Source organism: Flavobacterium sp. KKT103, from assembly GCF_055640565.1.
Window position 1 is genome coordinate 3,587,604 of sequence record NZ_CM145766.1, and the last position, 24,161, is coordinate 3,611,764.

Sequence of the window (24,161 nt, forward strand, 5' to 3'; positions counted from 1 at the left end):
TATCGTGATAAAAACCAGAATTTACAGCGTCATAACCAATGAAACAGTCCCAGATTTTTAGGAATTGTCAGTTATATTTCTTATCTTTATACAAGGCGATTCATACTATTTCATGCGATAAAAAAGTAGTATTTTCTCTCTAAAAAATAGCGATGATTCAGCCTAAAAAACAAACCAAGGTAGTGTTTCAAGACCTTTAAATTTGAACAATAATTAAATTATAAAAAATGAAAAAAATAAAACATTTAGTTGCAGGAGCATTAGTACTAGTATTAACTTCATGTGCATCAACAGCGACTTTCCCAACATCGGTAATTACACCAGCCGCAGAAATTGTAGCAAAAACTAAAACAGACAAGAATAAGAACACCATAATCGAAGTTACAGCTAAAAATTTAGCTAGTGCCGAAAGATTGACTCCACCCAGAAGCAGTTATGTTGTATGGATCAGTACGGAAGATAATGGGACTAAAAACTTAGGACAACTGAATAGTAAAAACGGAAGCAAAGCCGTTTTAAAAGCAACAACGCCATTCAAAGTAAAAGAAATTTATATTACAGCAGAGGAACAAGGGAACATCTCTTTTCCAGCCGGAATTGAAATTTCTAGAACTTCACTTTAGGGTCGAAAACAAAGTGATTTTTAAATAGTACACTGTTCTTTTACAAGTACTAATTATTGATTACAAGTTTATTAAAAATTATCTAAGTGCAATTCAGCACACATTCAAGCGGGTTTTTCTAATTTGAAAAATCCGCTTTTTTTACGTGAAAAACTAAAGCAAAATGACTAAAAACAAAATAATTGGAGTAATTTTATTGCTCATAGGACTGATCCTCAACTTTTCGGCAATTGACTTTACAGCCTCTGGATTTATTGCTGGTGCGATTTGCGCTATAGGAGTGGGATTACTTTTATTTGAATTTCCCTTTTTTAATAAAGAGAAAAAATCGTGATTGACAAAGCGCATTAGCTTTAGTACAATCAAAAACACCTGATATAATAGATCAGTGAATTATAACATTTTAAAAAAAATTAAAGGAATGGCTCCAATAAAAGTACTTGCGATTTGTTTTATTCTGCTTTTGAGTCAATCTACTTGGTCACAAGTAGAACTCAAACTCAATACATCCAATCCCATCACTTTGGGCGAAACGGTTGAATTGAAATCGGATATCCTGAATGAAAACCGAATTCTGAATATCTATTTACCACCAAACTATTCCACCGATGCAAGCAAGAAGTACCCTGTCATATATTTACTTGACGGTTCCTTAGATGAAGACTTTATACATATTGCGGGCATAGTGCAATTTGGTTCTTTTTCGTGGATTAATATGGTTCCTGAATCTATTATTGTTGGGATTGCAAACACTGACCGAAAAAAAGATTTTACTTATCCTACAACCAATAAGCAGGATAAAACAGATTTACCTACTTCAGGTAAATCGGCTAATTTTATTCAGTTTCTTGAAAAAGAATTGCAACCGTATATAACTACAAATTATAAAACTTCAGGCCCAACAACAATAATCGGGCAATCCCTAGGCGGTCTTTTAGCCACTGAAATCTTGTTTAAAAAACCGAATTTATTTGACAATTATATCATTGTGAGTCCAAGTTTATGGTGGGATAATGAGTCACTTCTAGCAGTACAACCCGCGACCTACAGCTCGAAAAAATCAATTTATATTGCCGTAGGAAAAGAAGGCGCTATTATGGAACGAACCGCTAGCGCTTTGTATGATAAAATCAACAATCAAAAAAAGAGCAATACGACGGTTTTCTACTCCTTTTTTGAAAAGCAAAATCATGGCGATGCTTTGCATTTAGCTGTTTATGATGCTTTTGAGAAAATATTTAAAAAATAAAATGATTGCACCTCAAATTGAAAAAGGCTGTCTAAATAGAATTTAGACAGCCTTTTTTATGTATTTAGAACCTTCTTATCTTGAGTAATTAGGCGCTTCTTTAGTAATCGTTACGTTATGCGGATGACTCTCGTTGATTCCACTAGCAGTAATACGAACAAAACGTCCTGTTTCTTGCAAAGTAGGAATATCTTTTGAACCACAATACCCCATTCCGGCGCGAAGTCCACCAATAAATTGCAGCATACTTTCGTTTAGTTCTCCTTTGTAAGGAACACGACCTACGATTCCTTCTGGAACTAATTTTTTAACATCATCTTCTACATCTTGAAAGTAACGGTCTTTTGAACCGGTTTCCATTGCTTCAACAGAACCCATTCCGCGGTACGATTTGAACTTTCTACCTTCAAAAATAATAGTTTCTCCTGGAGACTCTTTTGTACCTGCAAGTAATGAACCTAGCATTACACAGTCGGCACCAGCGGCTAAAGCCTTAGGGATATCACCAGTGTAACGAATTCCACCATCAGCAATAACAGGAACACCTGTGCCTTTTAAGGCTGCAGCTACTTCTAAAACAGCTGAGAATTGAGGAAAACCAACACCTGCTACGATACGCGTAGTACAGATTGAACCCGGTCCAATTCCTACTTTTACGCCATCAGCTCCGTTTTCTACTAAAAATTTAGCTGCTTCGGGAGTTGCAATATTACCTACGATAACATCTATTTGAGGAAATTTAGTTTTTACTTCTTTAAGTGTATTGACAACACCTTGCGTATGACCGTGAGCTGTATCAATAATGATGGCATCTACACCTGCTTTTACAAGTGCTGCCGCTCGTTCAACTGCATCACCTGTAACACCTATAGCAGCTGCAACACGCAAACGCCCGTAAACATCTTTGTTAGCAATAGGTTTTTGAGTTAATTTAGTGATGTCTCTAAAAGTGATCAGACCCACTAGTTTATAATCATCATTTACAACTGGTAATTTTTCAATTTTGTATCCTTGTAGTACTACTTCGGCTTGTTCCAATGAAGTACCTTCAGCAACTGTAATCAAGTTTTCCTTGGTCATTACCTCAACAATAGGTCTTGAATTTACTTTTTCAAAACGCAAATCTCTATTGGTAACAATTCCTTTTAGTTTTTTATTTTCATCCACGATTGGGATTCCGCCAATACCGTATTCTTTCATAGCGCTTTTTGCATCGGCTACTGTAGAAGTTAATGGTAAAGTAACGGGATCGATTATCATTCCTGACTCGGCACGCTTTACTTTACGTACTTTGGCAGCTTGTTGCTCGATCGTCATGTTTTTATGCAAAACACCTATTCCGCCCTCTTGTGCCATAGCAATAGCCATAGCTGACTCCGTAACGGTATCCATAGCTGCGGACACAATTGGAACATTAAGCGTTATGTTTCGTGAAAATTTTGATTTGATACTTACTTCGCGGGGAAGCACATTAGAGTAGTTAGGTACTAATAAAACATCATCGTAAGTTAGTCCTTCGCCGATAATCTTGGAGTTGTGTGCTATCATGGTGCAATTTCTTGTTGAATTGCGTGCAAATATACAAAATTATCTTGAATAGTTCTACTTTCATTTTGGATTATCAAGATAGACCACTCTCGAATAGTGTTTTAAGGCGGGATGTTCATAGCCCAGATAGGAATGGAAAGCCACACTAATTAGAATCCTACCTTTTTATTGCTTGTAAAAAGCGACCAAAGGAAGCTCTTTTACAAGTATTTAAAAAGAGGATTGTGATAGTGTGCTTGAAATGGAGAGCTGGAAAAAGCTCCTACAACATGAATTAAGGAGGGTCATTGCTGTCTTTGAACACGAAATTGAATCCAAATTGAAAGGATAGACTATTAGCTTTGGACAAATCACGATATTCCAACAAATTGTCCGCCAAGACATACATATTGAATTTACCAGCATTTATTGCCATGCCCAAACCAATGTTTTTAGCAGAAAAGGAATCCACCGTATAGGTCGCTTTCAGGTCTAGACCATTGATAAGACGGTGCTTTACATATCCTGTCAACGCCATTAAAGGTGCCCGCGGTACGGACATCATGAATAGTTGCGCTCCTACGGCTGTTTTATAAGCAGATGCGCTGGTAGTACAACTACAATCCTCTCCTCCTCGATCATCATTAAACGAATATTGATAGGAAGCATTGATTTTTATTGGTCGCAAAGTAGTGTATTTATTGTATAAGGTATCAAGCGGAATAGCCTCATTGAATTCTTGGTACACATTTTCAGGCGTGGTGGTTCCGTTGAAATTTGGATTTATTCCTTTGTACTGATAAACTCCTTTATACGTAAATGACTGCACATCCTTACTGTGTGACACAAAACCCAGATCCACTACACTAGCCGTAAGCTGTTTGTTTTTTTGAGGGTAATACGTAAACCCAAGATCAAGCCCTAACCCTAAGTCTCCTCCAAAAAGTGCTTTTTTCTGAAAATCGGCTGCGGCGTCTCCCTCGTATCCTTTAGCAATATATTTAGAAATTCCACTTGTATTTAACTGCATATCCGAGTAAATAACCTGATCATAAAACGTAGTCGCACCAGGAGTGGTAAGTACATAACCGGAGTTTTTAGTGGATGTAGCATTAAAAGGACTAGAATAAATCTTAGCTCTAGCTCCTAGAATTAATTTGTCGCTTACATTTTTATGATAGCCTACATGCAACACCAATACCATTTCTGTTTTTAAGCTCAAATCACCAAGATTAAAGGGACGACCCAAGTAATTTTGGTTACCATCTAGCGCCAAAATGGCTATATCTTTAGGAACATAACTAACAAAATCAAACTCTTGATACATACCAAAGGAAATATAGCCTTTGTTTTTCATCCAATCGCCTAGCTTAAAACCGCCACTAAATAGTTCGATTTGCTCATTAATCGTTAGTATGTCATTGCGAGATGCATTGTAAACTACGTTACGTAATTTAGTATTGAAATCGATACCATTGTTAGCAAATAAATCATAAGCTGAAAATCCCGAAGAGCCCGCTTGCACGGATATAGCAGAGAGCAATGGAACACCAAAATAATATTTATATTTGACATCAGCTCCCGGATTAGTCATCAAGGACTGCGGGATGGCGGTGAAGTTATACAATAATTGCTTGTTTTGAGAAAAGGAAGTAACAAAGCACGAAAGAAGTAGTGTGATATAGATTTTTCTCATTGTATTACTAAATATACTGTTGCAGTAGATCGCAATATTAAATTACCTGGGCTATTTACAGTTAATGGTGTGCCTGCATTTTTTACAATACCAAATCCTAATCTAGTCGTTCTTTTAAGTAAGTCTAACTTAGCATTTTCAAAAATATCGGTATCAGTTACTCTAATTGTTGTGCCCGTGTACGCAGGAATAGCAAGCGTTTTTATATAAAGCACTTGATCGTTTTGATCGAATAGAACAATATCAAGACTAAAAGATCTTGTAATAGTATTCTCGACTTCAAAATAAAAGTCGGCTTTTCGCAAGTAACTTTTAAAATATTTATCTCTAAAAACATCGAAATTCTCGGCATCAAATGCAATGGCTTGCTCTTGTCCACTGACAAAAAAATCTTTAGGTTGCACATCAAAATAAGAGAGATTAGCTATAAAGACAGGCTCGAGCTTCGCATCGTTAACTTGGTTAAAATCCAATTCACTTGAGCAAGAGCTCACCAAAAAAAGGGAACTTAAAAAGGCAAAAAAGACAACAATGCGGTAGTATTTCATCTAACTATAAAATTGAATAAATAGGGAGTTTCTTGTATAAAAACGAATGAATTGCATTGTTATTGTGTTACTTGACTCGCTAGCTAAAACTGCAACTAGTGAAACTCTCCAAATAACTTGGAAGCTTCATTGTATGCACTTTCAAAACTCAACGGATTCAAATTAGTCTCTACTTTATTTGCTGTAAAATACGATAGTAATTTTTCGGTAGGCATGTTTCCTGTCAAATCGTCTTTGGCCATTGGGCAGCCGCCAAAACCTTGTATTGCGCCGTCATATCGAACACAACCGGCTTTGTAGGCAGCATCGATTTTTTCAAACCATTTATCAGGAGTGGTGTGTAAGTGCGCTCCAAATTCGATATCAGGATATTTTGGAATTAAATTAGAAAACAAATAACTAATGACATCGGGAGTTGAGCTTCCTACGGTATCAGATAAAGACAGAATTTTAACGCCCATGTTGGACATTTTCTCCGTCCACTCTCCTACTATATCTACATTCCATGGATCACCGTATGGATTCCCAAATCCCATAGAAAGATAAGCTACGACCTCTTTATTCGTTTGATCAGCTATCTCTAAAATTTCGGTCAAAGTTACTAACGATTCTGCAATTGTTTTATGCGTATTTCGCATCTGAAAATTCTCCGATATAGAAAACGGAAAACCTAAATATTGTATTTCTTGGTGTTGGCTTGCTAATTCAGCACCTCTAGTATTTGCAATAATGGCTAGAAGTTTACTGCTGGTTTGCGATAAATCCAGTTGCGCCAAAACCTCAGCTGTATCCACCATTTGCGGAATCGCATTTGGAGAAACAAAACTTCCAAAATCGATGGAGTCAAAACCCACACGCAATAAGGATTGTATGTAAGCAACTTTCCTTTCGGTAGGAATAAATGGCTTAATGCCTTGCATGGCATCGCGCGGACATTCTATAATTTTTACTGGCTTCATATATTTTCAAAGATAAGAAAACAAATAAATAGGCAAAGGTTATGATTATGAAAATTTAAACAAATAAAAAAAGCGTATTCTGCAATAAGAAGTACGCTTTATTATCAATTTTAAAATCTGTATTTTACATTCCTTTCAAAATCTTTTTATTAATTGCCTTAACTAAAGCAGGACCTTCATAAATAAAGCCTGTATATAATTGAATCAAACTCGCTCCCGCTTCTAATTTTTCAATTGCATCTTCGGCAGTATGGATTCCGCCTACTCCAATAATTGGAAAGGCTTTATTACTTTTTTGAGATAAAAACCGAATCACTTCCGTCGAGCGCTTCGTTAACGGTTTTCCTGAAAGCCCACCCATTTCCGACTTGTTCACTGACTGCAAACCTTCTCGAGAGATTGTAGTATTAGTGGCGATAACCCCAGCAATCTTAGTATCGGCAACGATATCGATAATATCCAACAACTGCTCATCGGTTAAATCAGGTGCTATTTTTAGCAAAATTGGTTTTTGTTTTGGCTTAGCCAAATTCTTATTCTGTAAAGTTTGCAACAATTGTGTCAGCGGCTCTTTGTCTTGTAAAGCGCGTAGATTAGGGGTGTTAGGCGAACTCACATTCACCACAAAATAATCTACATGATCATAAAGCGCATCAAAACATATTTCATAATCAGAGGTTGCTTCTTCGTTAGGTGTTAGTTTGTTTTTACCAATGTTTCCTCCAATTAAAACACCATTATTTGCTTTCAATCGCTCAACTGCTTCGAGAACTCCACCATTATTAAAACCCATTCGGTTAATGATTGCCGAATCTTCTTTTAATCGAAACAAGCGTTTTTTAGGATTTCCTTCTTGTCCTTTGGGTGTTAACGTTCCGATTTCAATAAAACCAAAACCAAAGTTAGACAGCTCCTTGTACAATTTGGCATCCTTATCAAAGCCTGCAGCCAAACCAACAGGATTTTTAAACTTTAAACCAAAAACTTCTGTTTCTAATCGGGTATCGTTTACTAAATATAACGAACGAAAAACAGATGCCAATCCCGGTATCTTAGAAGTAAAACGAACTAATGAAAAGGTGAAATAATGTATTTTTTCAGGGTCAAAAAGAAAAAATAACGGACGAATAAGCTGTTTATACATGGTGTAGTAGTTGTGTTATGCAAAAATAGAACTATCTACCCGATAAATAAATAATTATACTCAAAAATTAAAGAAGCTGTTAAAGCCGTTTTGAATCGCTATTTTGTGAATATTTAGCAATAAATTAGCAGCTATAAATAAAAAACAATGAAAAAATACATCTTCTTACTATTACTACTACTTTCTCTATCTCTTTTTGCTCAAAGCAAAAAAGCAACTAAAATATATATCGTGCGTCATGCCGAAAAAATGACTGATAATCCTAAAGAGAGAGATCCACTACTAACGACAAAAGGACTCGAAAGAGCAGATGCTTTAGCACAAATCCTGCAAAAAAAGAAAATAGATGTTATTTACTCTACCGATTATAAGCGTACGAAAGCCACTGCACAACCAACAGCAACTAATAAAAAGCTTAACATCCAGTCCTATGATTCCAGAAATTTGAAAGAAGCAATTCCGACAATTGTAAAAAGCAACCAAGGAAAAACCATCTTGATCGTAGGTCATTCTAATACCATCCTAGAAACTATCGAAGCGGCTGGTGGTTTAAAACCGTTCGCTTCAATTGGAGACGAAGACTACGACAACTTATTTTTGGTTACGCTTAAAGCAAATGGCAATACGAAAGTAAGAGCCATGAAATATGGAGCTAAAAGTAAGCCAGCAACAAAAACTGAATAATAGCACCAAAAACTAAAAGACCTCGCTATTGAAAATTAGCGTTTTAAAACCTCAGTCTTAAATAGTACCTTTATAGCCTTAATAAAAAAACAAATTTATGCAACATATTATTGATCGTTTCATCAGTTACGTAACTGTTGACACAGAATCAGATTCGAACTCGACTACAACCCCAAGTACTGCAAAACAATGGGATTTAGCGAATCAATTGGTTGAAGAATTAAAAGCGATTGGTATGCAAGATGTTACCATCGATGATAAAGCCTATATCATGGCAACTCTACCTAGTAATGTACCGCACGAAGTACCTACAATAGGTTTCGTATCGCACTTTGATACTACTCCAGATTTCACAGGTGCGAATGTAAAACCGCAAATCGTATCCAACTACGACGGAAAAGATATTGTATTGAATGCTGAACAAAACATCATATTATCACCTACCTATTTCAAGGATTTATTGCAATACAAAGGGCAAACCTTAATTACAACTGACGGAACTACATTATTAGGAGCAGATGATAAAGCTGGAATCACCGAAATTGTGACGGCAATGGAATTCTTAATCAATAATCCAGATATCAAGCACGGAAAAATTAGAGTAGGTTTTACTCCTGATGAAGAAATTGGTCGTGGAGCACACCATTTTGATGTTGCTAAATTTGGCGCTGAATGGGCCTACACTATGGACGGAAGCCAAATTGGAGAATTAGAGTACGAAAACTTTAATGCAGCTGGAGCCAAAATTACTTTCAAAGGTAAAAGCGTGCATCCGGGTTATGCCAAAGGCAAAATGATCAACTCGATGCTAATTGCAAATGACTTTATCAACGCCTTGCCTAAAAAAGAAACGCCACAGGAAACTAAAGGCTATGAAGGATTTTTTCACGTACATCACTTAACTGGAAGTATTGAAGAAACGGTCTTAGAACTGATTATCAGAGACCATAGCAAACTAAAGTTTGAAAAACGTAAGGAATTAATCGAAAAAATTACAGCAAAAATCAACAAAAAATTTGCTAAGCAATTTGGAGAAGATATCGTAATTACAGAGATCAAAGACCAATACTATAATATGAAGGAAAAAGTAGTTCCTGTCAAACATATTGTAGACATTGCTGAAAAAGCAATGAAAGAAGTGAACATAAAACCTTTAATCAAACCCATTCGTGGTGGAACTGATGGTTGTCAATTATCCTACATGGGATTGCCTTGTCCAAACATTTTTGCTGGTGGACATAACTTTCACGGTAAATATGAGTACGTACCTGTAGAAAGTATGCAAAAAGCGGTAGAAGTAATTGTAAAAATTGCCGAATTAACTGCTTTACCAAACTACGGTTTAGCCGTTTCGAAAAGAAAAAAATAAATGGAAACCTCCGAGCCTAAAAAACATATTTGGGATAAAAACAATAATTGGACAGCCGAGCTAGACTTACTTAAAGCTATTATTGCTAAAACTGAGTTAGTAGAAACTACTAAATGGGGAGGACCCGTTTATGTTTTAAACGGTAAAAATGTTCTTGGTATCGGAGGCTTTAAAAGTTATTTTGGTATTTGGTTTTACAATGGCGTATTTTTAAAAGACCAACTCAATGTTTTAATTAATGCGCAGGAAGGAGTAACAAAATCACTGCGTCAATGGCGATTTCAAAACATAAAAGAAGTTGACGAAGCCACTATTTTGCTCTATATTAAGGAAGCCATTGCTAATGAAAATTCAGGTATCAGTAGCAAACCCGAAAAAAAGACCAAACTAGTTTCGCCAGAGCTTAGTTTAGAATTAAGTAATGATCCTGCTTTGGCAACAGCCTTTCAAAACTTTACAATTTCAAAACAGCAAGAATTTATTGAATATATTGTTAGTGCAAAGAGAGCAGAAACAAAACACTCTCGCTTTGAAAAAATTAAACCTCTGATCTTACAAAACCAAGGATTGAACGACAAATACAAATAAAAAAAGTCCCGTTATTAACGGGACTTTCTTATGCTATTTATACGCTAAATTATTTCTTAGCTACTGCTGCACTCATTTCTAAAGAAATCGCAGAACGCTCCATTTTCAACTTTCCAGCCATTGTTTCAATAACTACAGTCGTTTCAGCAAGTTCAGCAACTTTACCATGAAGACCACTTTTAGTAACGATTTTATCACCTACTTTTAAAGCGCTTTCGAATTCTTTTTCGTTTTTAGCTCTTTTTTGTTGTGGTCTAATCATAAAGAAATAGATTACCACAAACATTAATAAAAACGGTGCAAATTGAGTTAATTGTTCCATAATTTAAATTCTCTTTTTTATTTATTAGTCTTACATTAAACCGCGACCGGCTTTAATTAATTTTTTATTGGCTTCTAATTCTTTTACCAAGTTGTCTAGAATACCGTTGATAAAAATACTACTTTTTGGAGTAGAATACTCTTTAGCTAATTCTAAATATTCATTCAACGTCACTTTTACAGGAATAGAAGGGAATTTTAAAAATTCGCAAATAGCCATTTTTAAAATAATAGTATCCACCTCAGCAATACGATCACTATCCCAGTTGGGTGTTTTATCTTCAAATTCTTTTGCTAAAGCCGCTTCGTTCAAGACTGTTTTTCTAAACAAATCTTTTACAAAGTCTTTATCCTCAGCGTCTTTATACAATTTAGGCACTCTAAAATTATCATCTTCGATTGGTTTCATCCCTCTCAATTGTTTGATAATATGTGTGTTTACCATTGGGATATCGTCTATCCAAGTTAGTTTATCGTCTTCAAGAAATTCATATAGTTTTTCGTTTGGAACAATAACTTCCGTGAACAAATCACCAATTAGTTGTCTGTCTTCTTCAAAAGAGCTAGATGGATTACTCATGTACTCTTGGTAAAAAGTACTTGCTTTAATTGCGTTTAACAACAAGGCGATGTAATCCTCGTGCAAGTGCCAAGCATCGATTTTGCGTGTTTCTAAAGCAATACTTAAAGAGTTATTTTCGGCAAGAATTTCGAAAATACGATTTTTAATAAATTTTTCGTTTGGCTTGCGCTCTGCAGGAGTTGCAAGATGTTTTAAACTTGATTTATGCAAAAACTCAGTTTCTTTTTTGCAAATTTCCATTAAGGAAGAAATCATTGTAAGGTATAAATCCTGAATATTATCGATACTATGAAAAAGAAACTTCTCTTCTTTTTCTAAATTATCTGAACCATTTTGATGCATCGCATAAATGGATTGCATAACCTTAACGCGAATGTGTCTTCTGTTTACCACCTTGTAAGAACTTTTATAAAATTAGACTGCAAAAATAAGAATTTCCTTTTTCAAAATAAAATTAAACGATTACAAAAAAAGCAAACCCTCTTATTTAAATGATATAATCATAAAAAAGCCACAGTTTTCAATGGAAATCGAAAACTATGGCTATTGTATTTAAATGACGAAATTAGTTTTTACTATTTTCTATTTTTCTTTGATCGATTCTATTTTGAGCGATATTCAATGCTGCATGATGCGTTGTTATTCCTTTTGCAACAGCATAATCTAAAATCTCCAATGTCGTATTATAGATATTCTCTGTTCTAGACATAATTTCAGCTCTGTCGTAATGCGCTAGTTCAGCATATACATTGATAATTCCACCTGCGTTAATTAAGAAATCAGGAGCATATAAAATTCCTCTTTCTTGTAAAATAGCACCGTGAACATCCTCATTTGCTAATTGGTTATTAGCCGCTCCTGCGATCACTTTAGCTTTAATTTTATGTACAGTACCATCATTTATAGTTGCTCCCATAGCACAAGGTGCATAAATATCTACATCGGCAGTATATAAATCCTCTCCTGTGTAAATAGTAGCACTGTATTTAGCTCCTACTTCGTATAATTTTTCTTCGTTGATGTCAGCAATAGTAACAATAGCACCCTCTTTAGTCAAATATTCAACTAAAGTTTCTCCTACGTGACCAATACCTTGAACCAATACTTTTTTACCGGCAAGAGAATCTGATCCAAATTTATGTTTAGCGGCAGCCTTCATTCCCATGTAAACTCCAAAAGCAGTTACAGGCGAAGGATTCCCTGCTCCTCCTCTTTCAATAGAAATTCCAGTAACATAAGGAGTAACGTCACGAACTGTATCCATATCCTTCGTTTCCATCCCTACATCTTCGGCAGTGATGTATCTTCCGCTTAACGAATGTACAAATTCACCAAACTTACGCATCAATTCAGGTGTTTTTTGTGTTTTAGCATCACCCATAATTACGGCTTTACCACCACCAATATTTAAACCTGTGATTGCCGCTTTAAAAGTCATTCCTCTTGACAAACGTAAAACGTCATTCAAAGCAGACCATTCATTAGCGTAATCGAACATTCTAGTTCCTCCCAAGGCAGGTCCCATAACCGAATTATGAATACCAATAATTGCTTTTAAACCTGTATCTTTGTCATTGCAAAATACAATTTGTTCGTGATCATCAAATGATAACTGTCCAAAAACGGGATCCATTTTTTGAAGTTCCTTTCCAGTTGCGAAAGTTGCATCCATAGTGCTAATTTTTATAATATTAATTTTATGAATTTGTCAAAAAGACGAGTCAAAAATACATAAAAAATGAATATATTGAAGTTTAGTTCCAATTATTTATGTTATCGTCAGATTGGAAATTAAATTATCTTTTAAAAAGCAGCATAAAAAACAACGATTAACCCCAAAAAAATAAGATATTCACAAACGAATATCCTGATTATAATGAAAGAATTAAGTTATTTAAATAAATATTTCGTCAAATACAAATACAGCTTTTCACTAGGAATTGTATTTACCATTATTGCACAAATTTTCATGTTGTTCACTCCTAAATTGATTAGCCAGTCTTTTAAGGTTATTGAAACTTTTTCTAAAGACAAAAGCATCAGTTCAGCTGTGATAAAAGACGAATTAATTTCTAATATTTTGCTCATCATTACAACGACGATAATTGCAGGATTCTTGACCTTCCTTATGCGCCAAACCTTAATCGTGATGTCGCGCCATATTGAGTTCGATTTAAAAAATGAAGTCTTTAAACAATACGAAAACCTTTCTCAAAATTTCTATAAACAAAATAGAACTGGCGATTTAATGAATCGCATCAGCGAGGATGTGTCCAAAGTTCGTATGTATGTAGGTCCGGCAGTAATGTATTCTATCAACACCATTATTCGTTTTACGATTGTCATTGTATATATGTACAATGTTTCGCCACGACTAACTTTATACACCTTACTTCCGTTACCCTTGCTATCCTATGGAATTTTTAAACTAAGTTCCGAAATCAATAAACGAAGTACCATTTTTCAGCAATATTTATCGAAAGTATCTAGTTTCACACAAGAAATATTCTCAGGTGTTCGTGTCATAAAAGCTTATTCTCTTGAGGAACAGCACCAAAACAACATGGAAAATTTGGCTTTAGAAAGCAAAAACAAAAGCTTAAATCTAGCCAAAGTACAATCGTTATTTGGACCCTTAATGATTGCTTTAATCGGGATTAGTAACCTAGTCGTTATTTATTTTGGAGGTATCATGTATATCGACGGAACCATTAAAAGTATTGGTACCATTGCTGAATTTATTTTATATGTCAATATGTTAACTTGGCCTGTTGCCTCCTTAGGTTGGGTGTCTTCGATGGTGCAGGAGGCCGAAGCATCTCAGAAAAGACTAAATGAATTCTTGAAAATTGAACCTGAAATTAAAAACAACAACACAAACAAGTCAGAAATAGAAGGTTCGATCGCTTTCGAGAACGTAAGTTTTACCTATAACGATACTAAAATTGAGGCTTTAAAAGACATCAGTTTTACGATCAAAAAAGGAGAGACAATTGCAATTCTAGGTAAAACAGGTTCTGGAAAATCCTCCCTACTATCGTTGATTTCAAGATTGTATGATACTACATCTGGTTCGATCAAAGTAGATCAAAAAGAGATTAGTTCTTTAAACCTTTTTGACCTAAGAAACAGCATTGGAATTGTGCCTCAAGACGCTTTTTTATTCTCTGACAGTATCAAAAACAACATCAAATTTGGTAAAGAAAACGCTACTGAAGAAGAAGTTAAGGCTGCTGCTAAAAGTGCGGTAGTTCATAAAAACATCATGGGCTTCAACAAACAATATGATACGGTTTTAGGCGAAAGGGGAATTACTCTTTCAGGTGGGCAAAAACAACGTGTATCCATTGCTCGTGCAATCATAAAAAACCCTCCAATCTTGCTTTTTGATGATTGTTTATCAGCCGTTGACACCGAAACAGAAGAAGCTATATTGAATAATTTATTTGAAATTTGCAAGGACAAAACAACCTTGATTGTTAGCCACCGCGTATCCTCCGCAAAAAATGCGGATACCATACTAATTCTTGAAGACGGAAAAATCATTCAACAAGGTTCTCATAACCAGTTAATAAATCAAGAAGGGTACTACAAGTCATTGTATTTAAAGCAACTTTCAGAAAAAGAATTGCTTTAATTGTTGGATAATAGATATATTTTTAAGATTTTTGGTTACTAATTAACAACCATTTAATTGAGAGAACGGATTATGAGAGAACATGACATGTTAGAAAAAGAAGAGATCTTTTCTAAGGTTTTACGCGCAGGAAGAAGAACTTATTTTTTTGATGTAAGAGCAACTAAAGCCGACGATTATTACATTACCATTACCGAAAGTAAAAAATTCACTGAAGAGGACGGATCTTTTCACTTCAAAAAACATAAAATCTATTTGTATAAAGAGGACTTTGCTGCTTTCGCAGAAATTCTAGAGGACATGACTTCTTATGTTTTAAACCACAAAGGAGAAGAAGTAATTTCAGAAAGACATCAAAAAGATTTTAAAAAGGAATATGCAGCTGAAACAGTAGTTTCGGATGAGGAAGCTTTACCGCAAACATCTAGTTTCACTGATATTGATTTTGACGATATTTAATTTATAATCTATAAATTAAAGCTCTTACTTAACTAAAAGTCCAACAATCAATTGATTTTTGGACTTTTTACTTTTATCAATATTTTAAAACGAATTATACATGAATGAAATCGTACATAAATACGTAGATAAATATGCTGAACTTGTTATTCCATGGGTTTTAACTAGTGGCGTGAAAATAATATTTATTGTTATAGGCACTTTAATTCTCAACAAAGTCATAGCAGGTTTTATAACCAAAGCAGTACGAATTGCCGTTCGACCAGACGGGATTTCGTCTCAAGATGCAGAAGAGAAAAGAGAGAATACCTTGATCCAAATTTTTAATACCACGGCACGAATAGGTTTACTTATTATTGCCTCATTAATGGTTTTAGAGGAGTTTGGTGTAGAAATCGCACCCATTTTGGCTGCAGCCGGAATAGTTGGCTTGGCTTTCGGTTTTGGAGGGCAATACCTCATCAGAGATATCATTTCGGGTCTTTTTATTATTCTAGAAAATCAATACCGCGTGGGTGATGTGGTAAGTTTTGATAACGCTAGTGGAACTGTTCAAGAAATTAGCTTACGCAAAACTACCTTGAGAGACCTCGACGGAACGGTACACCATATTCCGCATGGAGAGATCAAAAAAGTATCTAATTTATCCAAAGATTTTTCTAGAATCAATCTCGATATTGGTGTAAGCTACAACACGAATTTAGAACAGGCCATAACCGTAATTAACAAGGTTGGAACAACATTGGCAGATGACCCAGAGTGGAAGTCCGCTATTTTACTCGCTCCTCAATTTTTACGTGTCAATGATTTTGCTGACTCGGCTATTATGCTAAAGATTTTGGGGGAGACATTACCCAGCAAACAATGGGAAGTAAGCGGTGAATTGCGGAAGCGTTTGAAGGTCGCTTTTGATAACGAAGGAATTGAAATTCCGTTTCCACAAATAGTACTGCACAATGCTACTGCTACTAAAATAGTTGATACCGCTGAAAAAGCATAAAAAATAAAAAACAATTTACTTAAAGTCTGTAAATCAATTGATTTGTAGACTTTTTTTTTATCTTGACAGCTTGCTAAAATAGAATCATTCTTGCAAAACTAGGCCCAGTACTGCTTTAGCAAATTAATTAAAAGCAGTATATTTGATTAGGATCCAAAATATGCCGCCCAATGTCAAAAAAAATAAATATACCTGATGCTATCGTAGGCCTTACGGATGGAGAAGTCATCAATTCAAGAAAACAATCGGGCACTAATGAACAAGTACACAAGCCCACTTATCAATGGTGGACGGCTCTTTTAGAACTGTTCAAAGAACCAATGCTAATTCTACTGATTGCAGTTGCTATTATCTATTTTATTTTAGGCGAAAACAGTGAAGCTTATTTTATGTTAGCGGCCATTGTAGCCGTATCAGGAATTTCTTTTTACCAAGACAATCGAAGCAGAAAAGCGTTAGAAGCACTAGAAAAACTTAATGAACCCTTAAGTACTGTTTATAGAAATGGACTTGCTCAAAAAATCGCTACGACTGCCATCGTACTCCATGATTTAGTAATCGCCGAGGAAGGCAATACAATTAATGCTGATGGCGAAATAGTACATAGTAATGATTTTTCGGTTAATGAATCATCGCTAACCGGTGAGCCTTATGCTGTTTTTAAATCAGACAAAAGCAAGGACAACAAAGTATACAGCGGAACGCTCGTAGCGTCAGGATTAGCGGTATACAAAGTCACACAAATCGGGCCCAAGACTAAAATTGGGCAATTGGGCCAATCAATCCTTGACATCAAAGACGAGGCTACTCCTTTGCAACTTCAAATAGAAAAATTTGTAAAAGGAATGGCTGTTATCGGAATCATTATTTTTTTAATGGTTTGGGGTGTTTACTACTATAAAACGCAGGACATTCTAAACAGTTTACTCAAAGGTTTGACGCTCGCTATGTCAATCCTGCCCGAAGAAATCCCTGTCGCTTTTACTACTTTTATGGCACTAGGCTCTTATCGCTTAATGAAAGAAGGTGTAATCGTTAAAAAAATAAGAACAGTGGAAACGCTTGGTAGCGCAACGGTAATTTGCACCGATAAGACTGGGACAATTACAGAGAACACCATGAGCCTACAATCGGTTTATTCATTCGAATCCGATACATTGTATGAGCAAGAAAATTGGAAAAACCCATCAGCAGAGAAAGTCATCGAAATCGCAATGTGGGCTAGCGAACCAGTTCCGTTTGACCCAATGGAAAAATCCCTTCATACTGTTTATAAAAAAACGTCTACTACTGATGTTCGCTCTTCATTTCAAATGATTCACGAATACCCGCTAGAAGGGAAACCACCAATGATGACTCACGTTTTTCAAAGTGAAAACGGTCAGAGAATAATTGCTGCCAAAGGAGCTCTTGAAGCTATTTTAAAAGTTTCACATCTTAGCGAAACAAAGTCGGATAAAATACAAACCATCAGTAATAATCTAGCCGCAAAAGGATACCGCATCCTAGCTGTCGCCAAATCAGACTTTAGCGAAACAACTTTTCCTGAAAAGCAAACTCAATTACCTTTTGAATTTGTTGGGCTTGTTGTTTTTTACGACCCTCCCAAAGCAAATATCCAAAAAATCATAAAACAATTTTATGAAGCAGGAATGGATGTAAAAGTCATTACCGGAGACAATAGCGCGACGACAACTGCAATTGCAGCAAAAGCTGAAATTAAAAATTCCAATCGCTGCTTAGAGGGAGAAGAAATCATGGCTTTACCATCAGATGAAATGATCCAAGCCATTCATGAAACAACTTTGTTAACAAGAATGTTTCCTGAGGCAAAATTAGCGGTAATCAATGCACTTAAAAAAGACAATCAAATCGTTGCCATGGTTGGAGATGGTGTAAATGATGGACCCGCGCTGAAAGCGGCCCACATAGGCGTCGCTATGGGAAAAAAAGGTACTGAAATCGCAAAATCAGCTGCTGATTTAATTCTGGTTGATGATGATTTTTCAAAAATGATTGTAGCCGTAGCTGCTGGACGTCGCATCTATACGAATCTTAAAAAAGCGGTTCAATATATTGTGAGTATTCATATTCCTATCATTCTTACAGTATCCTTACCCTTATTTCTCGGATGGATCTATCCCGATATTTTCACACCAGTTCATGTGATCTTTTTAGAATTAGTAATGGGACCCATGTGCTCTATCGTTTACGAAAATGAACCTGCTGAAAAAAACAGCATGCAACAAATGCCACGACAGTTAGGATCAACTTTCTTATCCTTAAAAGAAATGGCTATTAGTATTATTCAAGGAATAGTAATTACGCTAGGAATATTATTTATTTATCAATTGACAGTGCAAAATGGTGGATCCGAAATTGAAACTCGAACGATGGTTTTCTCAACTTTGGTTTTCTCGAATGTGATTCTCTCTTTGGTCAATCGTTCCTTCTTTTATTCGGTTTTCAGTTCTTTGAAAAACAAAAACAATATGATGGTATTTGTGAATTCCATTACCTTGATTATGCTCGCTATGATAATTTACATACGTCCAATAGCTGATTTTTTTGAGGTAGAACCACTTTCTATTTCTCAAATTATGATTTGTATAGCAGTCAGTCTAATTTCAGTTCTTTGGATTGAAATTTATAAATGGAATAAAAGACGTACCTCATCACATTAAAATAGCACTTATGAAAAACACAATCGTTTCTATACAATGGCTCAGCGATAACTTTCAAGATAAAGATTTAATTATTTTGGATGCGAGCCAACAAGTTAATCAAGCTAACGTCCTTCCTGAATTCACCGATATTCAAATTGAAGGAGCTCGCTTTTTTGATATAAAAAATGATTTTAGCGATACCGCTAATCCTTTGCCTAACACCTTCCCTGAACCAAAAGCATTTGAGAATGCTGCTCAAAAATTAGGCATTAATTCCACAAGTAAAATTGTAGTCTACGATAGTTTGGGTATCTATTCTAGTCCGCGGGCGTGGTGGTTATTTCAAATCATGGGGCACGAAAACGTATGGGTGCTCGATGGCGGTCTACCTGCTTGGGTAAAAGCCAACCTCCCCATAGAAAAAAATGAGATAAAAATTTATCCAAAAGGTGATTTTAAATCCAATTTTAATCCAGCCATGGTCAAAAATACCGCAGATGTACTAGCTAATATTCAAACTCAAGATGCATTATTAATTGATGCGCGCTCCAATGATCGTTTTTTAGGACTAACTCCTGAACCTAGAGTTGGACTGCGTAGCGGACATATTCCTGGTTCCATAAACGTTCCTTATACTGACCTTGTTCAAAACGGATATTTTCTATCGAAAGAAAAATTAAAAACTATTTTACCTAATCAAGAGAAACCAATAATTTTTAGCTGCGGTTCAGGAATCACTGCTTGCATCGATTATCTTGCTTATGAAATAATTGGTTCCACAAATGCGAGAGCAGTGTATGATGGATCGTGGACCGAATGGGGACAAAGTGATAGCTTGCCAATAGAAAATTAAACGTTTAGTATGAATACAGAATATAAACTTGATAATCCTGTTTGGTACTCATTGGCTGAAAGCCATAAAAACCTTGTTTTAAAGTCTGGTACAACTCATTTTTATAATCCCGAGTATTGTGCTTTTGCAGTGTTTAATGCGCCTTCAAACAACGAATCTGATTTGTTGACTTATGCCAAGTCGGTTCCCTCTTTTTTTGTTTTTGGTGTGAAACCAAAACTTCCAAAATCATTACAAATCAAGCACGAATTACTATGCTTACAAATGATCATTCGAGACAGAATAGCAATTACATATACGGAGGAAATTGTAAAATTAGATCAAAGCCATAGAGCAGCACTACTACAATTGGTGCGAATGGTTTATCCAGAATATTTCAAATCTAAAACAGCCGATTTAGGTAATTATTACGGGATTTTTAAGGAGAACCAATTAATAGCCATAACGGGAGAACGCATGCAAATGGATAACTTTATAGAAGTAAGTGCGGTTATTACCCATCCGGACCATATTGGTAAAGGATATGCTAAACAATTAGTAGCTCATACTACAAATGTTATTTTCGAACAGCAAAAAACACCTTTTTTACATGTTGCTGAAGCCAATGTTGGTGCTGTAAAATTATATGAGAAATTAGGCTTTAGTACCCGAATTAAAATAAAAATATGGCAAGTTTCTGAAAAAGCACAAAAGGAGTCTTAATCGTAATCAATTGACTATGAGGCTTAATTACTAATTTATATAGTGAATTAAATTTAAAATTTAAACATCAAAAACAAGGAAAAATGAATAGACACATACTACCTATCTACTTGATTATCATTTTATTTACCACCTCCTGCGCTCTTAAAAAAGAAACCGTAGCACAAACTCCCTACAAATACGCGATCGAAGACCAACAGCTATACGATGCGATTATTGCAATGGACAGTACTTTTTTTGATGCCTACAACAATTGTGATATGAACAAGCAAGCTGCTATTTATGCTGATTCACTTGAATTCTATCACGATCAAGGAGGTTTAATGACTTCCAAACAAGAGGTACTGGACGGAACTAAAAAAAATATTTGTGGTAAAGTAACCAGAGAATTGGTTGCAGGAAGCATCGAAGTTTATCCCATACAAGGGTACGGAGCTGTCGAAATTGGACTGCATAAATTTCATAATAATCAGGAACCTACAGGAACTCCTTCAAAAACCAGTAAATTCATTATCATGTGGCAGTTGACCAATGAAAAATGGCGCATTGCAAAAGTTATTAGTTTGCATTAGGAACTACAACACTATCCAATTCGCAGTCCGTTTTGAATTTTAAAATCGGGTGCGAGTAAAATCACATCACCGTCCTCGCCTACGGCACCAAGCACTAAACATTCACTCATAAACTTCCCAATTTGCTTTTTAGGAAAATTTACAACAGCAACAATTTGGCGATCGACTAGATCCACTTTGGTATATCGTTTTGTAATTTGAGCTGATGTTTTTAAAACTCCAATAGCTTCTCCAAAATCGATGGTCAGTTGGTAGGCGGGTTTTCTTGCTTCGGGAAAATCATTGACGTATAGAATGGTTCCAACGCGCATTTCGATTTTTTCGAACTCTTGCCAACTTAAATTATTTTCCATCACTTTCTCTTTTGAACTTATTGCCAACTAAAATAATCCTTTTTCCATAAAAACGAGTCTTTTTCACTAACTTTAAGGTTCAACCCACAAATTCCAATTTGCAATGGCTAAAACAGCTTCAAACATGTTACCACTTGGAACAAAAGCTCCTAATTTTCATTTACCCGATCGGACTTGGAGTAAGGAAACTTTCTCGTTTGCTGACCTTCGTGGTGAAAAAGGAACTCTAGTATTTTTCATTTGTAATCACTGTCCGTTTGTCCATCATGTAATTGAAGAAGTGGTGATGATTGCTAACGATTATCGAGTTCAAGGTTTGGGTATTATCGCCATATCTAGTAATGATGTCGAAAATTATCCGCAAGATAGTCCTGCTTTAATGACGGAATATGCTTTCGAGAATAATTTTGAATTTCCTTATTTATATGATGAAAGTCAGGCTGTGGCCAAAGCGTACACTGCAGCTTGTACACCCGATTTCTTTTTATTTGACAATCAAGATAGCTTAGTGTACCGAGGACAATTAGATGATAGCCGTCCCGGAAACGGAATCCCGCTAAGTGGAAGCGACTTGAGAGGAGCCATTGATGGAATCGTGTACAACAGAACTATAAATCCTAACCAAAAACCCAGTATTGGCTGTGGTATCAAATGGAAATAAAAATAGCGTTTTAAAAGCAAACGCCTCAGAAATTAATTCTGAGGCGTTATGCTATATTGATTATTTGTATTTAGAAATGCTACTTTCTAAAAGGCAATGCTAAGTTAGGGTAATCAGTAATAATACCATCAACACCCATCGCTAGTAAGCGCTTCATATCTTCGGGCTCATTTACCGTCCACGGAATCACTAACATATCATTTTGATGCATCGTTGCTATTTCAGTTGGAGTAAGCAAAGCATAATAAGGACTGTAGATTTGAGGTATGAACCCTAAATCAGCACTGTTTTTCTTGTAATCGTTCTCAAATACTAAGTAGGCCAACGTATATTCAGGATAAGTTTTATGGAGATATTGCAAAACTCTTGGATCAAAACTTTGAATTATTACACGATTTATTGGTAATGTCGCTTTCAGTTCTTTCACTAGCAAATCAGCAAATTCTTCAATATTGGGTTGGTAGCCATTCTTTTCCTCATCTGGAGTACTTTTAATTTCAATATTGTACTTGATTTTAGGATTTATCGCTTCTGCGTAAGCAATCACTGCGCTAAGCAAAGGTTTACTTACTTTCTCTTTTACTTGTTGTGGGAATAAGGCATTTCCTAAGCTTCCAACATCGTACAAACTAAGATCTTGGTAAGTGTGTTCAAAAATCTTGTAAGCTAAGCCCTCTTCTTTACTGATTTTCTTAGTATTAGCATCCAAAGTAACCTGATCGTTTAACCAAGGCTCGTGAGAAACCACTAGTAGTTTGTCTTTAGAAACCACGACGTCTAGTTCTAAAGTGTTGACCCCAAGCTCCAATGCTTTTTTAAATGCAGGGATGGTATTTTCAGGAGCCAAACCTCGTGCACCTCTGTGCCCTTGCAAATCAAAATCATAAGTGATAGGCTGCGCGATAGTGGTTGTTTTTTTCGATTGCGCTACGGTATAGCCAAAATTCGAAATAAGTAGCGCTCCTAGAATAAATCGTGCTATTTTCATACTTATTTATTTAGTAACTGTGAGTCAATAAAATGAGTTGTTTCACTGTAAACCGATTCCCAATCTTTAGATCTCATATCACATGCGATCACGTGATTTCCAACCTCTGCGAAAGCAACTTTCTCTTTTTTATTTTGTGGTGTTCCTAAGCTATCGTACATTTTTAGAATAGCTGGGACAGATACGACCTTATCTTGTTCTTGCTCATTTTTATAATAATAGCCTACAAAAACAGGGCAACTCACTTTTTGAAACGTCGCCGTTGTCATATTGTCTTTCAGCATTTTTATCAAAGCCGCATAGCCATTTACATGATAGGATGTCGACCAAAATTTAGCTTCCTCTGCTGGTCTATTTTGCTTTTGAATTTCGCTCCCGTTCATTTTAACAAAAGCAGCCTTACCTTCAACTGTTAACAAAACTTCCATTTGAGGACTAAGTACATCTATAAATGGGGAATACAGTATCAGACCCGCAATTTCTTTATCGGCTGCAGCCAAAGTAAGACTCAATGTACCACCAGTCGAAGTGCTAACTACAATTACTTTCTCACCTAACATTTTACCAATAGCAACAGCTTCTTTAGCAGAAGCTACATAATTCTCTGGAGTTAGGTATTCAAATGCATTGACTCTATCAATTCCATGTTCACTTAATCGGGCTTCGTAAACATTAGCACCATATTTTTCAGATAGCATTTTCATTACCGGTTGCCCTTCTCTTTTACTGGCTCCAAAACCATGTAAATAAACAAATGCAATTTTTGTTTTTTGATGAGAATTAGGATTTGCCCAAGTTACTGCAGCTTCGTTTCCAGCTTTGATTCCTGACACAACTGCTTCTTGCTTAGAAATCACCTCATCGATTGAATTTAAATCGTATTTAACTGCAGTTTGCTGAGCGTTTGTTGTAAGTGAATAAGCAACAGCAAATAGCAAGGCATGTACTGTATTCTTTATGTTTTTAATTATCATCTTTT

At 35.7% G+C, this 24,161-nt stretch carries 25 protein-coding genes; 14 read left to right on the forward strand and 11 right to left on the reverse strand.

The annotated features are described in order from the left end of the window. Nucleotides 1–227: 227 nt before the first annotated feature. The 3 genes from ACZ2G0_RS15325 (at nucleotide 228) to ACZ2G0_RS15335 (ending at nucleotide 1,872) form a co-directional block, all read left to right on the forward strand. A complete protein-coding gene (locus ACZ2G0_RS15325; protein WP_470308371.1) occupies nucleotides 228–623 on the forward strand; it encodes a hypothetical protein in 396 nt (131 codons plus the stop codon). 163 nt (nucleotides 624–786) lie between these two features. After that, a complete protein-coding gene (locus tag ACZ2G0_RS15330; protein WP_470308372.1) occupies nucleotides 787–957 on the forward strand; it encodes a hypothetical protein in 171 nt (56 codons plus the stop codon). An 87-nt stretch (nucleotides 958–1,044) separates the two neighbouring features. Continuing rightward, entirely contained in the window at nucleotides 1,045–1,872 is an 828-nt protein-coding gene (locus ACZ2G0_RS15335; RefSeq protein WP_470308373.1) for an alpha/beta hydrolase, read from the forward strand. A 75-nt stretch (nucleotides 1,873–1,947) separates the two neighbouring features. Here ACZ2G0_RS15335 and guaB read toward each other — a convergent pair whose 3' ends face one another. From guaB to ACZ2G0_RS15360, 5 genes are all read right to left on the reverse strand, one after another. Continuing rightward, complete coding sequence (guaB, locus tag ACZ2G0_RS15340; RefSeq protein WP_470308374.1) at nucleotides 1,948–3,420, reverse strand: IMP dehydrogenase; 1,473 nt, start codon at nucleotides 3,418–3,420, stop codon at nucleotides 1,948–1,950. Nucleotides 3,421–3,694: 274 nt separating this feature from the next. Beyond that, nucleotides 3,695–5,095 (reverse strand): DUF5723 family protein, encoded by a 1,401-nt coding sequence (locus ACZ2G0_RS15345; RefSeq protein ID WP_470308375.1) that lies wholly within the window; start codon nucleotides 5,093–5,095, stop codon nucleotides 3,695–3,697. Continuing rightward, nucleotides 5,092–5,643 (reverse strand): hypothetical protein, encoded by a 552-nt coding sequence (locus ACZ2G0_RS15350; RefSeq protein ID WP_470308376.1) that lies wholly within the window; start codon nucleotides 5,641–5,643, stop codon nucleotides 5,092–5,094. The genes ACZ2G0_RS15345 and ACZ2G0_RS15350 overlap by 4 nt, the downstream gene beginning before the upstream one ends. A 95-nt stretch (nucleotides 5,644–5,738) precedes the next feature. Beyond that, nucleotides 5,739–6,602, reverse strand: a complete 864-nt coding sequence (locus tag ACZ2G0_RS15355; RefSeq protein WP_470308377.1) for a hydroxymethylglutaryl-CoA lyase — start codon at nucleotides 6,600–6,602, stop codon at nucleotides 5,739–5,741. Between the two features lie 124 nt (nucleotides 6,603–6,726). After that, nucleotides 6,727–7,746 (reverse strand): quinone-dependent dihydroorotate dehydrogenase, encoded by a 1,020-nt coding sequence (locus ACZ2G0_RS15360; protein WP_470308378.1) that lies wholly within the window; start codon nucleotides 7,744–7,746, stop codon nucleotides 6,727–6,729. Nucleotides 7,747–7,893: 147 nt separating this feature from the next. Here ACZ2G0_RS15360 and ACZ2G0_RS15365 point away from each other — a divergent pair, with 147 nt between their 5' ends. The 3 genes from ACZ2G0_RS15365 (at nucleotide 7,894) to ACZ2G0_RS15375 (ending at nucleotide 10,387) form a co-directional block, all read left to right on the forward strand. After that, nucleotides 7,894–8,430 carry a phosphoglycerate mutase family protein gene (locus ACZ2G0_RS15365; protein WP_470308379.1) on the forward strand — a complete coding sequence of 179 codons (537 nt, stop codon included), beginning with the start codon at nucleotides 7,894–7,896 and terminating at the stop codon, nucleotides 8,428–8,430. A 97-nt stretch (nucleotides 8,431–8,527) separates the two neighbouring features. Beyond that, nucleotides 8,528–9,799: a peptidase T gene (pepT, locus tag ACZ2G0_RS15370; RefSeq protein WP_470308380.1), complete on the forward strand. Its 1,272-nt coding sequence runs from the start codon at nucleotides 8,528–8,530 to the stop codon at nucleotides 9,797–9,799. Beyond that, complete coding sequence (locus ACZ2G0_RS15375) at nucleotides 9,800–10,387, forward strand: YdeI/OmpD-associated family protein (RefSeq protein WP_470308381.1); 588 nt, start codon at nucleotides 9,800–9,802, stop codon at nucleotides 10,385–10,387. A gap of 49 nt (nucleotides 10,388–10,436) precedes the next feature. Here the strand turns inward: ACZ2G0_RS15375 and yajC are convergent, their stop codons facing one another. The 3 genes from yajC to ACZ2G0_RS15390 form a co-directional block, all read right to left on the reverse strand. Further along, the gene (gene yajC / locus ACZ2G0_RS15380) at nucleotides 10,437–10,709 is read right to left on the reverse strand and encodes a preprotein translocase subunit YajC (RefSeq protein WP_300287419.1); all 273 of its coding nucleotides are present in this window, start codon (nucleotides 10,707–10,709) and stop codon (nucleotides 10,437–10,439) included. Nucleotides 10,710–10,739: 30 nt separating this feature from the next. Then, nucleotides 10,740–11,651, reverse strand: a complete 912-nt coding sequence (gene nusB, locus ACZ2G0_RS15385; protein WP_470309854.1) for a transcription antitermination factor NusB — start codon at nucleotides 11,649–11,651, stop codon at nucleotides 10,740–10,742. A 205-nt stretch (nucleotides 11,652–11,856) separates the two neighbouring features. Further along, complete coding sequence (locus ACZ2G0_RS15390; protein ID WP_470308382.1) at nucleotides 11,857–12,963, reverse strand: Glu/Leu/Phe/Val family dehydrogenase; 1,107 nt, start codon at nucleotides 12,961–12,963, stop codon at nucleotides 11,857–11,859. Nucleotides 12,964–13,167: 204 nt separating this feature from the next. Between ACZ2G0_RS15390 and ACZ2G0_RS15395 the strand changes: the two genes are divergently transcribed. The 7 genes from ACZ2G0_RS15395 to ACZ2G0_RS15425 all read left to right on the forward strand — a co-directional run bounded on the left by ACZ2G0_RS15395 (nucleotide 13,168) and on the right by ACZ2G0_RS15425 (nucleotide 21,180). After that, the gene (locus ACZ2G0_RS15395; protein ID WP_470308383.1) at nucleotides 13,168–14,928 is read left to right on the forward strand and encodes an ABC transporter ATP-binding protein; all 1,761 of its coding nucleotides are present in this window, start codon (nucleotides 13,168–13,170) and stop codon (nucleotides 14,926–14,928) included. A gap of 72 nt (nucleotides 14,929–15,000) precedes the next feature. Beyond that, nucleotides 15,001–15,387 carry a PUR family DNA/RNA-binding protein gene (locus ACZ2G0_RS15400; RefSeq protein WP_300287428.1) on the forward strand — a complete coding sequence of 129 codons (387 nt, stop codon included), beginning with the start codon at nucleotides 15,001–15,003 and terminating at the stop codon, nucleotides 15,385–15,387. Nucleotides 15,388–15,487: 100 nt separating this feature from the next. Beyond that, nucleotides 15,488–16,387, forward strand: coding sequence for a mechanosensitive ion channel family protein (locus ACZ2G0_RS15405; protein ID WP_470308384.1), 900 nt, complete (start codon nucleotides 15,488–15,490; stop codon nucleotides 16,385–16,387). A 170-nt stretch (nucleotides 16,388–16,557) separates the two neighbouring features. After that, nucleotides 16,558–19,071 carry a cation-translocating P-type ATPase gene (locus tag ACZ2G0_RS15410; RefSeq protein WP_470308385.1) on the forward strand — a complete coding sequence of 838 codons (2,514 nt, stop codon included), beginning with the start codon at nucleotides 16,558–16,560 and terminating at the stop codon, nucleotides 19,069–19,071. A gap of 10 nt (nucleotides 19,072–19,081) precedes the next feature. Beyond that, nucleotides 19,082–19,906, forward strand: coding sequence for a sulfurtransferase (locus ACZ2G0_RS15415; RefSeq protein ID WP_470308386.1), 825 nt, complete (start codon nucleotides 19,082–19,084; stop codon nucleotides 19,904–19,906). Between the two features lie 9 nt (nucleotides 19,907–19,915). Beyond that, nucleotides 19,916–20,608, forward strand: coding sequence for a GNAT family N-acetyltransferase (locus ACZ2G0_RS15420; protein WP_470308387.1), 693 nt, complete (start codon nucleotides 19,916–19,918; stop codon nucleotides 20,606–20,608). A gap of 83 nt (nucleotides 20,609–20,691) precedes the next feature. Then, nucleotides 20,692–21,180: a nuclear transport factor 2 family protein gene (locus tag ACZ2G0_RS15425; protein WP_470308388.1), complete on the forward strand. Its 489-nt coding sequence runs from the start codon at nucleotides 20,692–20,694 to the stop codon at nucleotides 21,178–21,180. Nucleotides 21,181–21,191: 11 nt separating this feature from the next. On the opposite strand, the gene ACZ2G0_RS15430 is transcribed toward ACZ2G0_RS15425, so the two are convergent. Then, complete coding sequence (locus ACZ2G0_RS15430; RefSeq protein ID WP_470308389.1) at nucleotides 21,192–21,533, reverse strand: tRNA-binding protein; 342 nt, start codon at nucleotides 21,531–21,533, stop codon at nucleotides 21,192–21,194. Nucleotides 21,534–21,636: 103 nt separating this feature from the next. On the opposite strand from ACZ2G0_RS15430, the gene ACZ2G0_RS15435 reads away from it, so the two are divergent. Beyond that, complete coding sequence (locus tag ACZ2G0_RS15435; protein ID WP_470308390.1) at nucleotides 21,637–22,194, forward strand: thioredoxin family protein; 558 nt, start codon at nucleotides 21,637–21,639, stop codon at nucleotides 22,192–22,194. A gap of 79 nt (nucleotides 22,195–22,273) precedes the next feature. Here ACZ2G0_RS15435 and ACZ2G0_RS15440 read toward each other — a convergent pair whose 3' ends face one another. Together ACZ2G0_RS15440 and ACZ2G0_RS15445 are read right to left on the reverse strand one after the other, a co-directional pair. Beyond that, on the reverse strand, nucleotides 22,274–23,182 hold the full coding sequence (locus ACZ2G0_RS15440) for a glycerophosphodiester phosphodiesterase family protein (protein ID WP_470308391.1): 909 nt from the start codon (nucleotides 23,180–23,182) through the stop codon (nucleotides 22,274–22,276). 2 nt (nucleotides 23,183–23,184) lie between these two features. Continuing rightward, the gene (locus tag ACZ2G0_RS15445) at nucleotides 23,185–24,156 is read right to left on the reverse strand and encodes an alpha/beta hydrolase (RefSeq protein ID WP_470308392.1); all 972 of its coding nucleotides are present in this window, start codon (nucleotides 24,154–24,156) and stop codon (nucleotides 23,185–23,187) included. Nucleotides 24,157–24,161 lie beyond the last annotated feature (5 nt).

What these genes read in the sequence shown, in the direction of transcription:
- ACZ2G0_RS15325 (WP_470308371.1), top strand. Translation starts at nt 228, where the DNA reads ATGAAAAAAATAAAACATTTAGTTGCAGGAGCATTAGTACTAGTATTA.
- ACZ2G0_RS15330 (WP_470308372.1), top strand. Translation starts at nt 787, where the DNA reads ATGACTAAAAACAAAATAATTGGAGTAATTTTATTGCTCATAGGACTG.
- ACZ2G0_RS15335 (WP_470308373.1), top strand. Translation starts at nt 1,045, where the DNA reads ATGGCTCCAATAAAAGTACTTGCGATTTGTTTTATTCTGCTTTTGAGT.
- guaB (WP_470308374.1), bottom strand. Translation starts at nt 3,420, where the DNA reads ATGATAGCACACAACTCCAAGATTATCGGCGAAGGACTAACTTACGAT.
- ACZ2G0_RS15345 (WP_470308375.1), bottom strand. Translation starts at nt 5,095, where the DNA reads ATGAGAAAAATCTATATCACACTACTTCTTTCGTGCTTTGTTACTTCC.
- ACZ2G0_RS15350 (WP_470308376.1), bottom strand. Translation starts at nt 5,643, where the DNA reads ATGAAATACTACCGCATTGTTGTCTTTTTTGCCTTTTTAAGTTCCCTT.
- ACZ2G0_RS15355 (WP_470308377.1), bottom strand. Translation starts at nt 6,602, where the DNA reads ATGAAGCCAGTAAAAATTATAGAATGTCCGCGCGATGCCATGCAAGGC.
- ACZ2G0_RS15360 (WP_470308378.1), bottom strand. Translation starts at nt 7,746, where the DNA reads ATGTATAAACAGCTTATTCGTCCGTTATTTTTTCTTTTTGACCCTGAA.
- ACZ2G0_RS15365 (WP_470308379.1), top strand. Translation starts at nt 7,894, where the DNA reads ATGAAAAAATACATCTTCTTACTATTACTACTACTTTCTCTATCTCTT.
- pepT (WP_470308380.1), top strand. Translation starts at nt 8,528, where the DNA reads ATGCAACATATTATTGATCGTTTCATCAGTTACGTAACTGTTGACACA.
- ACZ2G0_RS15375 (WP_470308381.1), top strand. Translation starts at nt 9,800, where the DNA reads ATGGAAACCTCCGAGCCTAAAAAACATATTTGGGATAAAAACAATAAT.
- yajC (WP_300287419.1), bottom strand. Translation starts at nt 10,709, where the DNA reads ATGGAACAATTAACTCAATTTGCACCGTTTTTATTAATGTTTGTGGTA.
- nusB (WP_470309854.1), bottom strand. Translation starts at nt 11,651, where the DNA reads ATGCAATCCATTTATGCGATGCATCAAAATGGTTCAGATAATTTAGAA.
- ACZ2G0_RS15390 (WP_470308382.1), bottom strand. Translation starts at nt 12,963, where the DNA reads ATGGATGCAACTTTCGCAACTGGAAAGGAACTTCAAAAAATGGATCCC.
- ACZ2G0_RS15395 (WP_470308383.1), top strand. Translation starts at nt 13,168, where the DNA reads ATGAAAGAATTAAGTTATTTAAATAAATATTTCGTCAAATACAAATAC.
- ACZ2G0_RS15400 (WP_300287428.1), top strand. Translation starts at nt 15,001, where the DNA reads ATGAGAGAACATGACATGTTAGAAAAAGAAGAGATCTTTTCTAAGGTT.
- ACZ2G0_RS15405 (WP_470308384.1), top strand. Translation starts at nt 15,488, where the DNA reads ATGAATGAAATCGTACATAAATACGTAGATAAATATGCTGAACTTGTT.
- ACZ2G0_RS15410 (WP_470308385.1), top strand. Translation starts at nt 16,558, where the DNA reads ATGTCAAAAAAAATAAATATACCTGATGCTATCGTAGGCCTTACGGAT.
- ACZ2G0_RS15415 (WP_470308386.1), top strand. Translation starts at nt 19,082, where the DNA reads ATGAAAAACACAATCGTTTCTATACAATGGCTCAGCGATAACTTTCAA.
- ACZ2G0_RS15420 (WP_470308387.1), top strand. Translation starts at nt 19,916, where the DNA reads ATGAATACAGAATATAAACTTGATAATCCTGTTTGGTACTCATTGGCT.
- ACZ2G0_RS15425 (WP_470308388.1), top strand. Translation starts at nt 20,692, where the DNA reads ATGAATAGACACATACTACCTATCTACTTGATTATCATTTTATTTACC.
- ACZ2G0_RS15430 (WP_470308389.1), bottom strand. Translation starts at nt 21,533, where the DNA reads ATGGAAAATAATTTAAGTTGGCAAGAGTTCGAAAAAATCGAAATGCGC.
- ACZ2G0_RS15435 (WP_470308390.1), top strand. Translation starts at nt 21,637, where the DNA reads ATGGCTAAAACAGCTTCAAACATGTTACCACTTGGAACAAAAGCTCCT.
- ACZ2G0_RS15440 (WP_470308391.1), bottom strand. Translation starts at nt 23,182, where the DNA reads ATGAAAATAGCACGATTTATTCTAGGAGCGCTACTTATTTCGAATTTT.
- ACZ2G0_RS15445 (WP_470308392.1), bottom strand. Translation starts at nt 24,156, where the DNA reads ATGATAATTAAAAACATAAAGAATACAGTACATGCCTTGCTATTTGCT.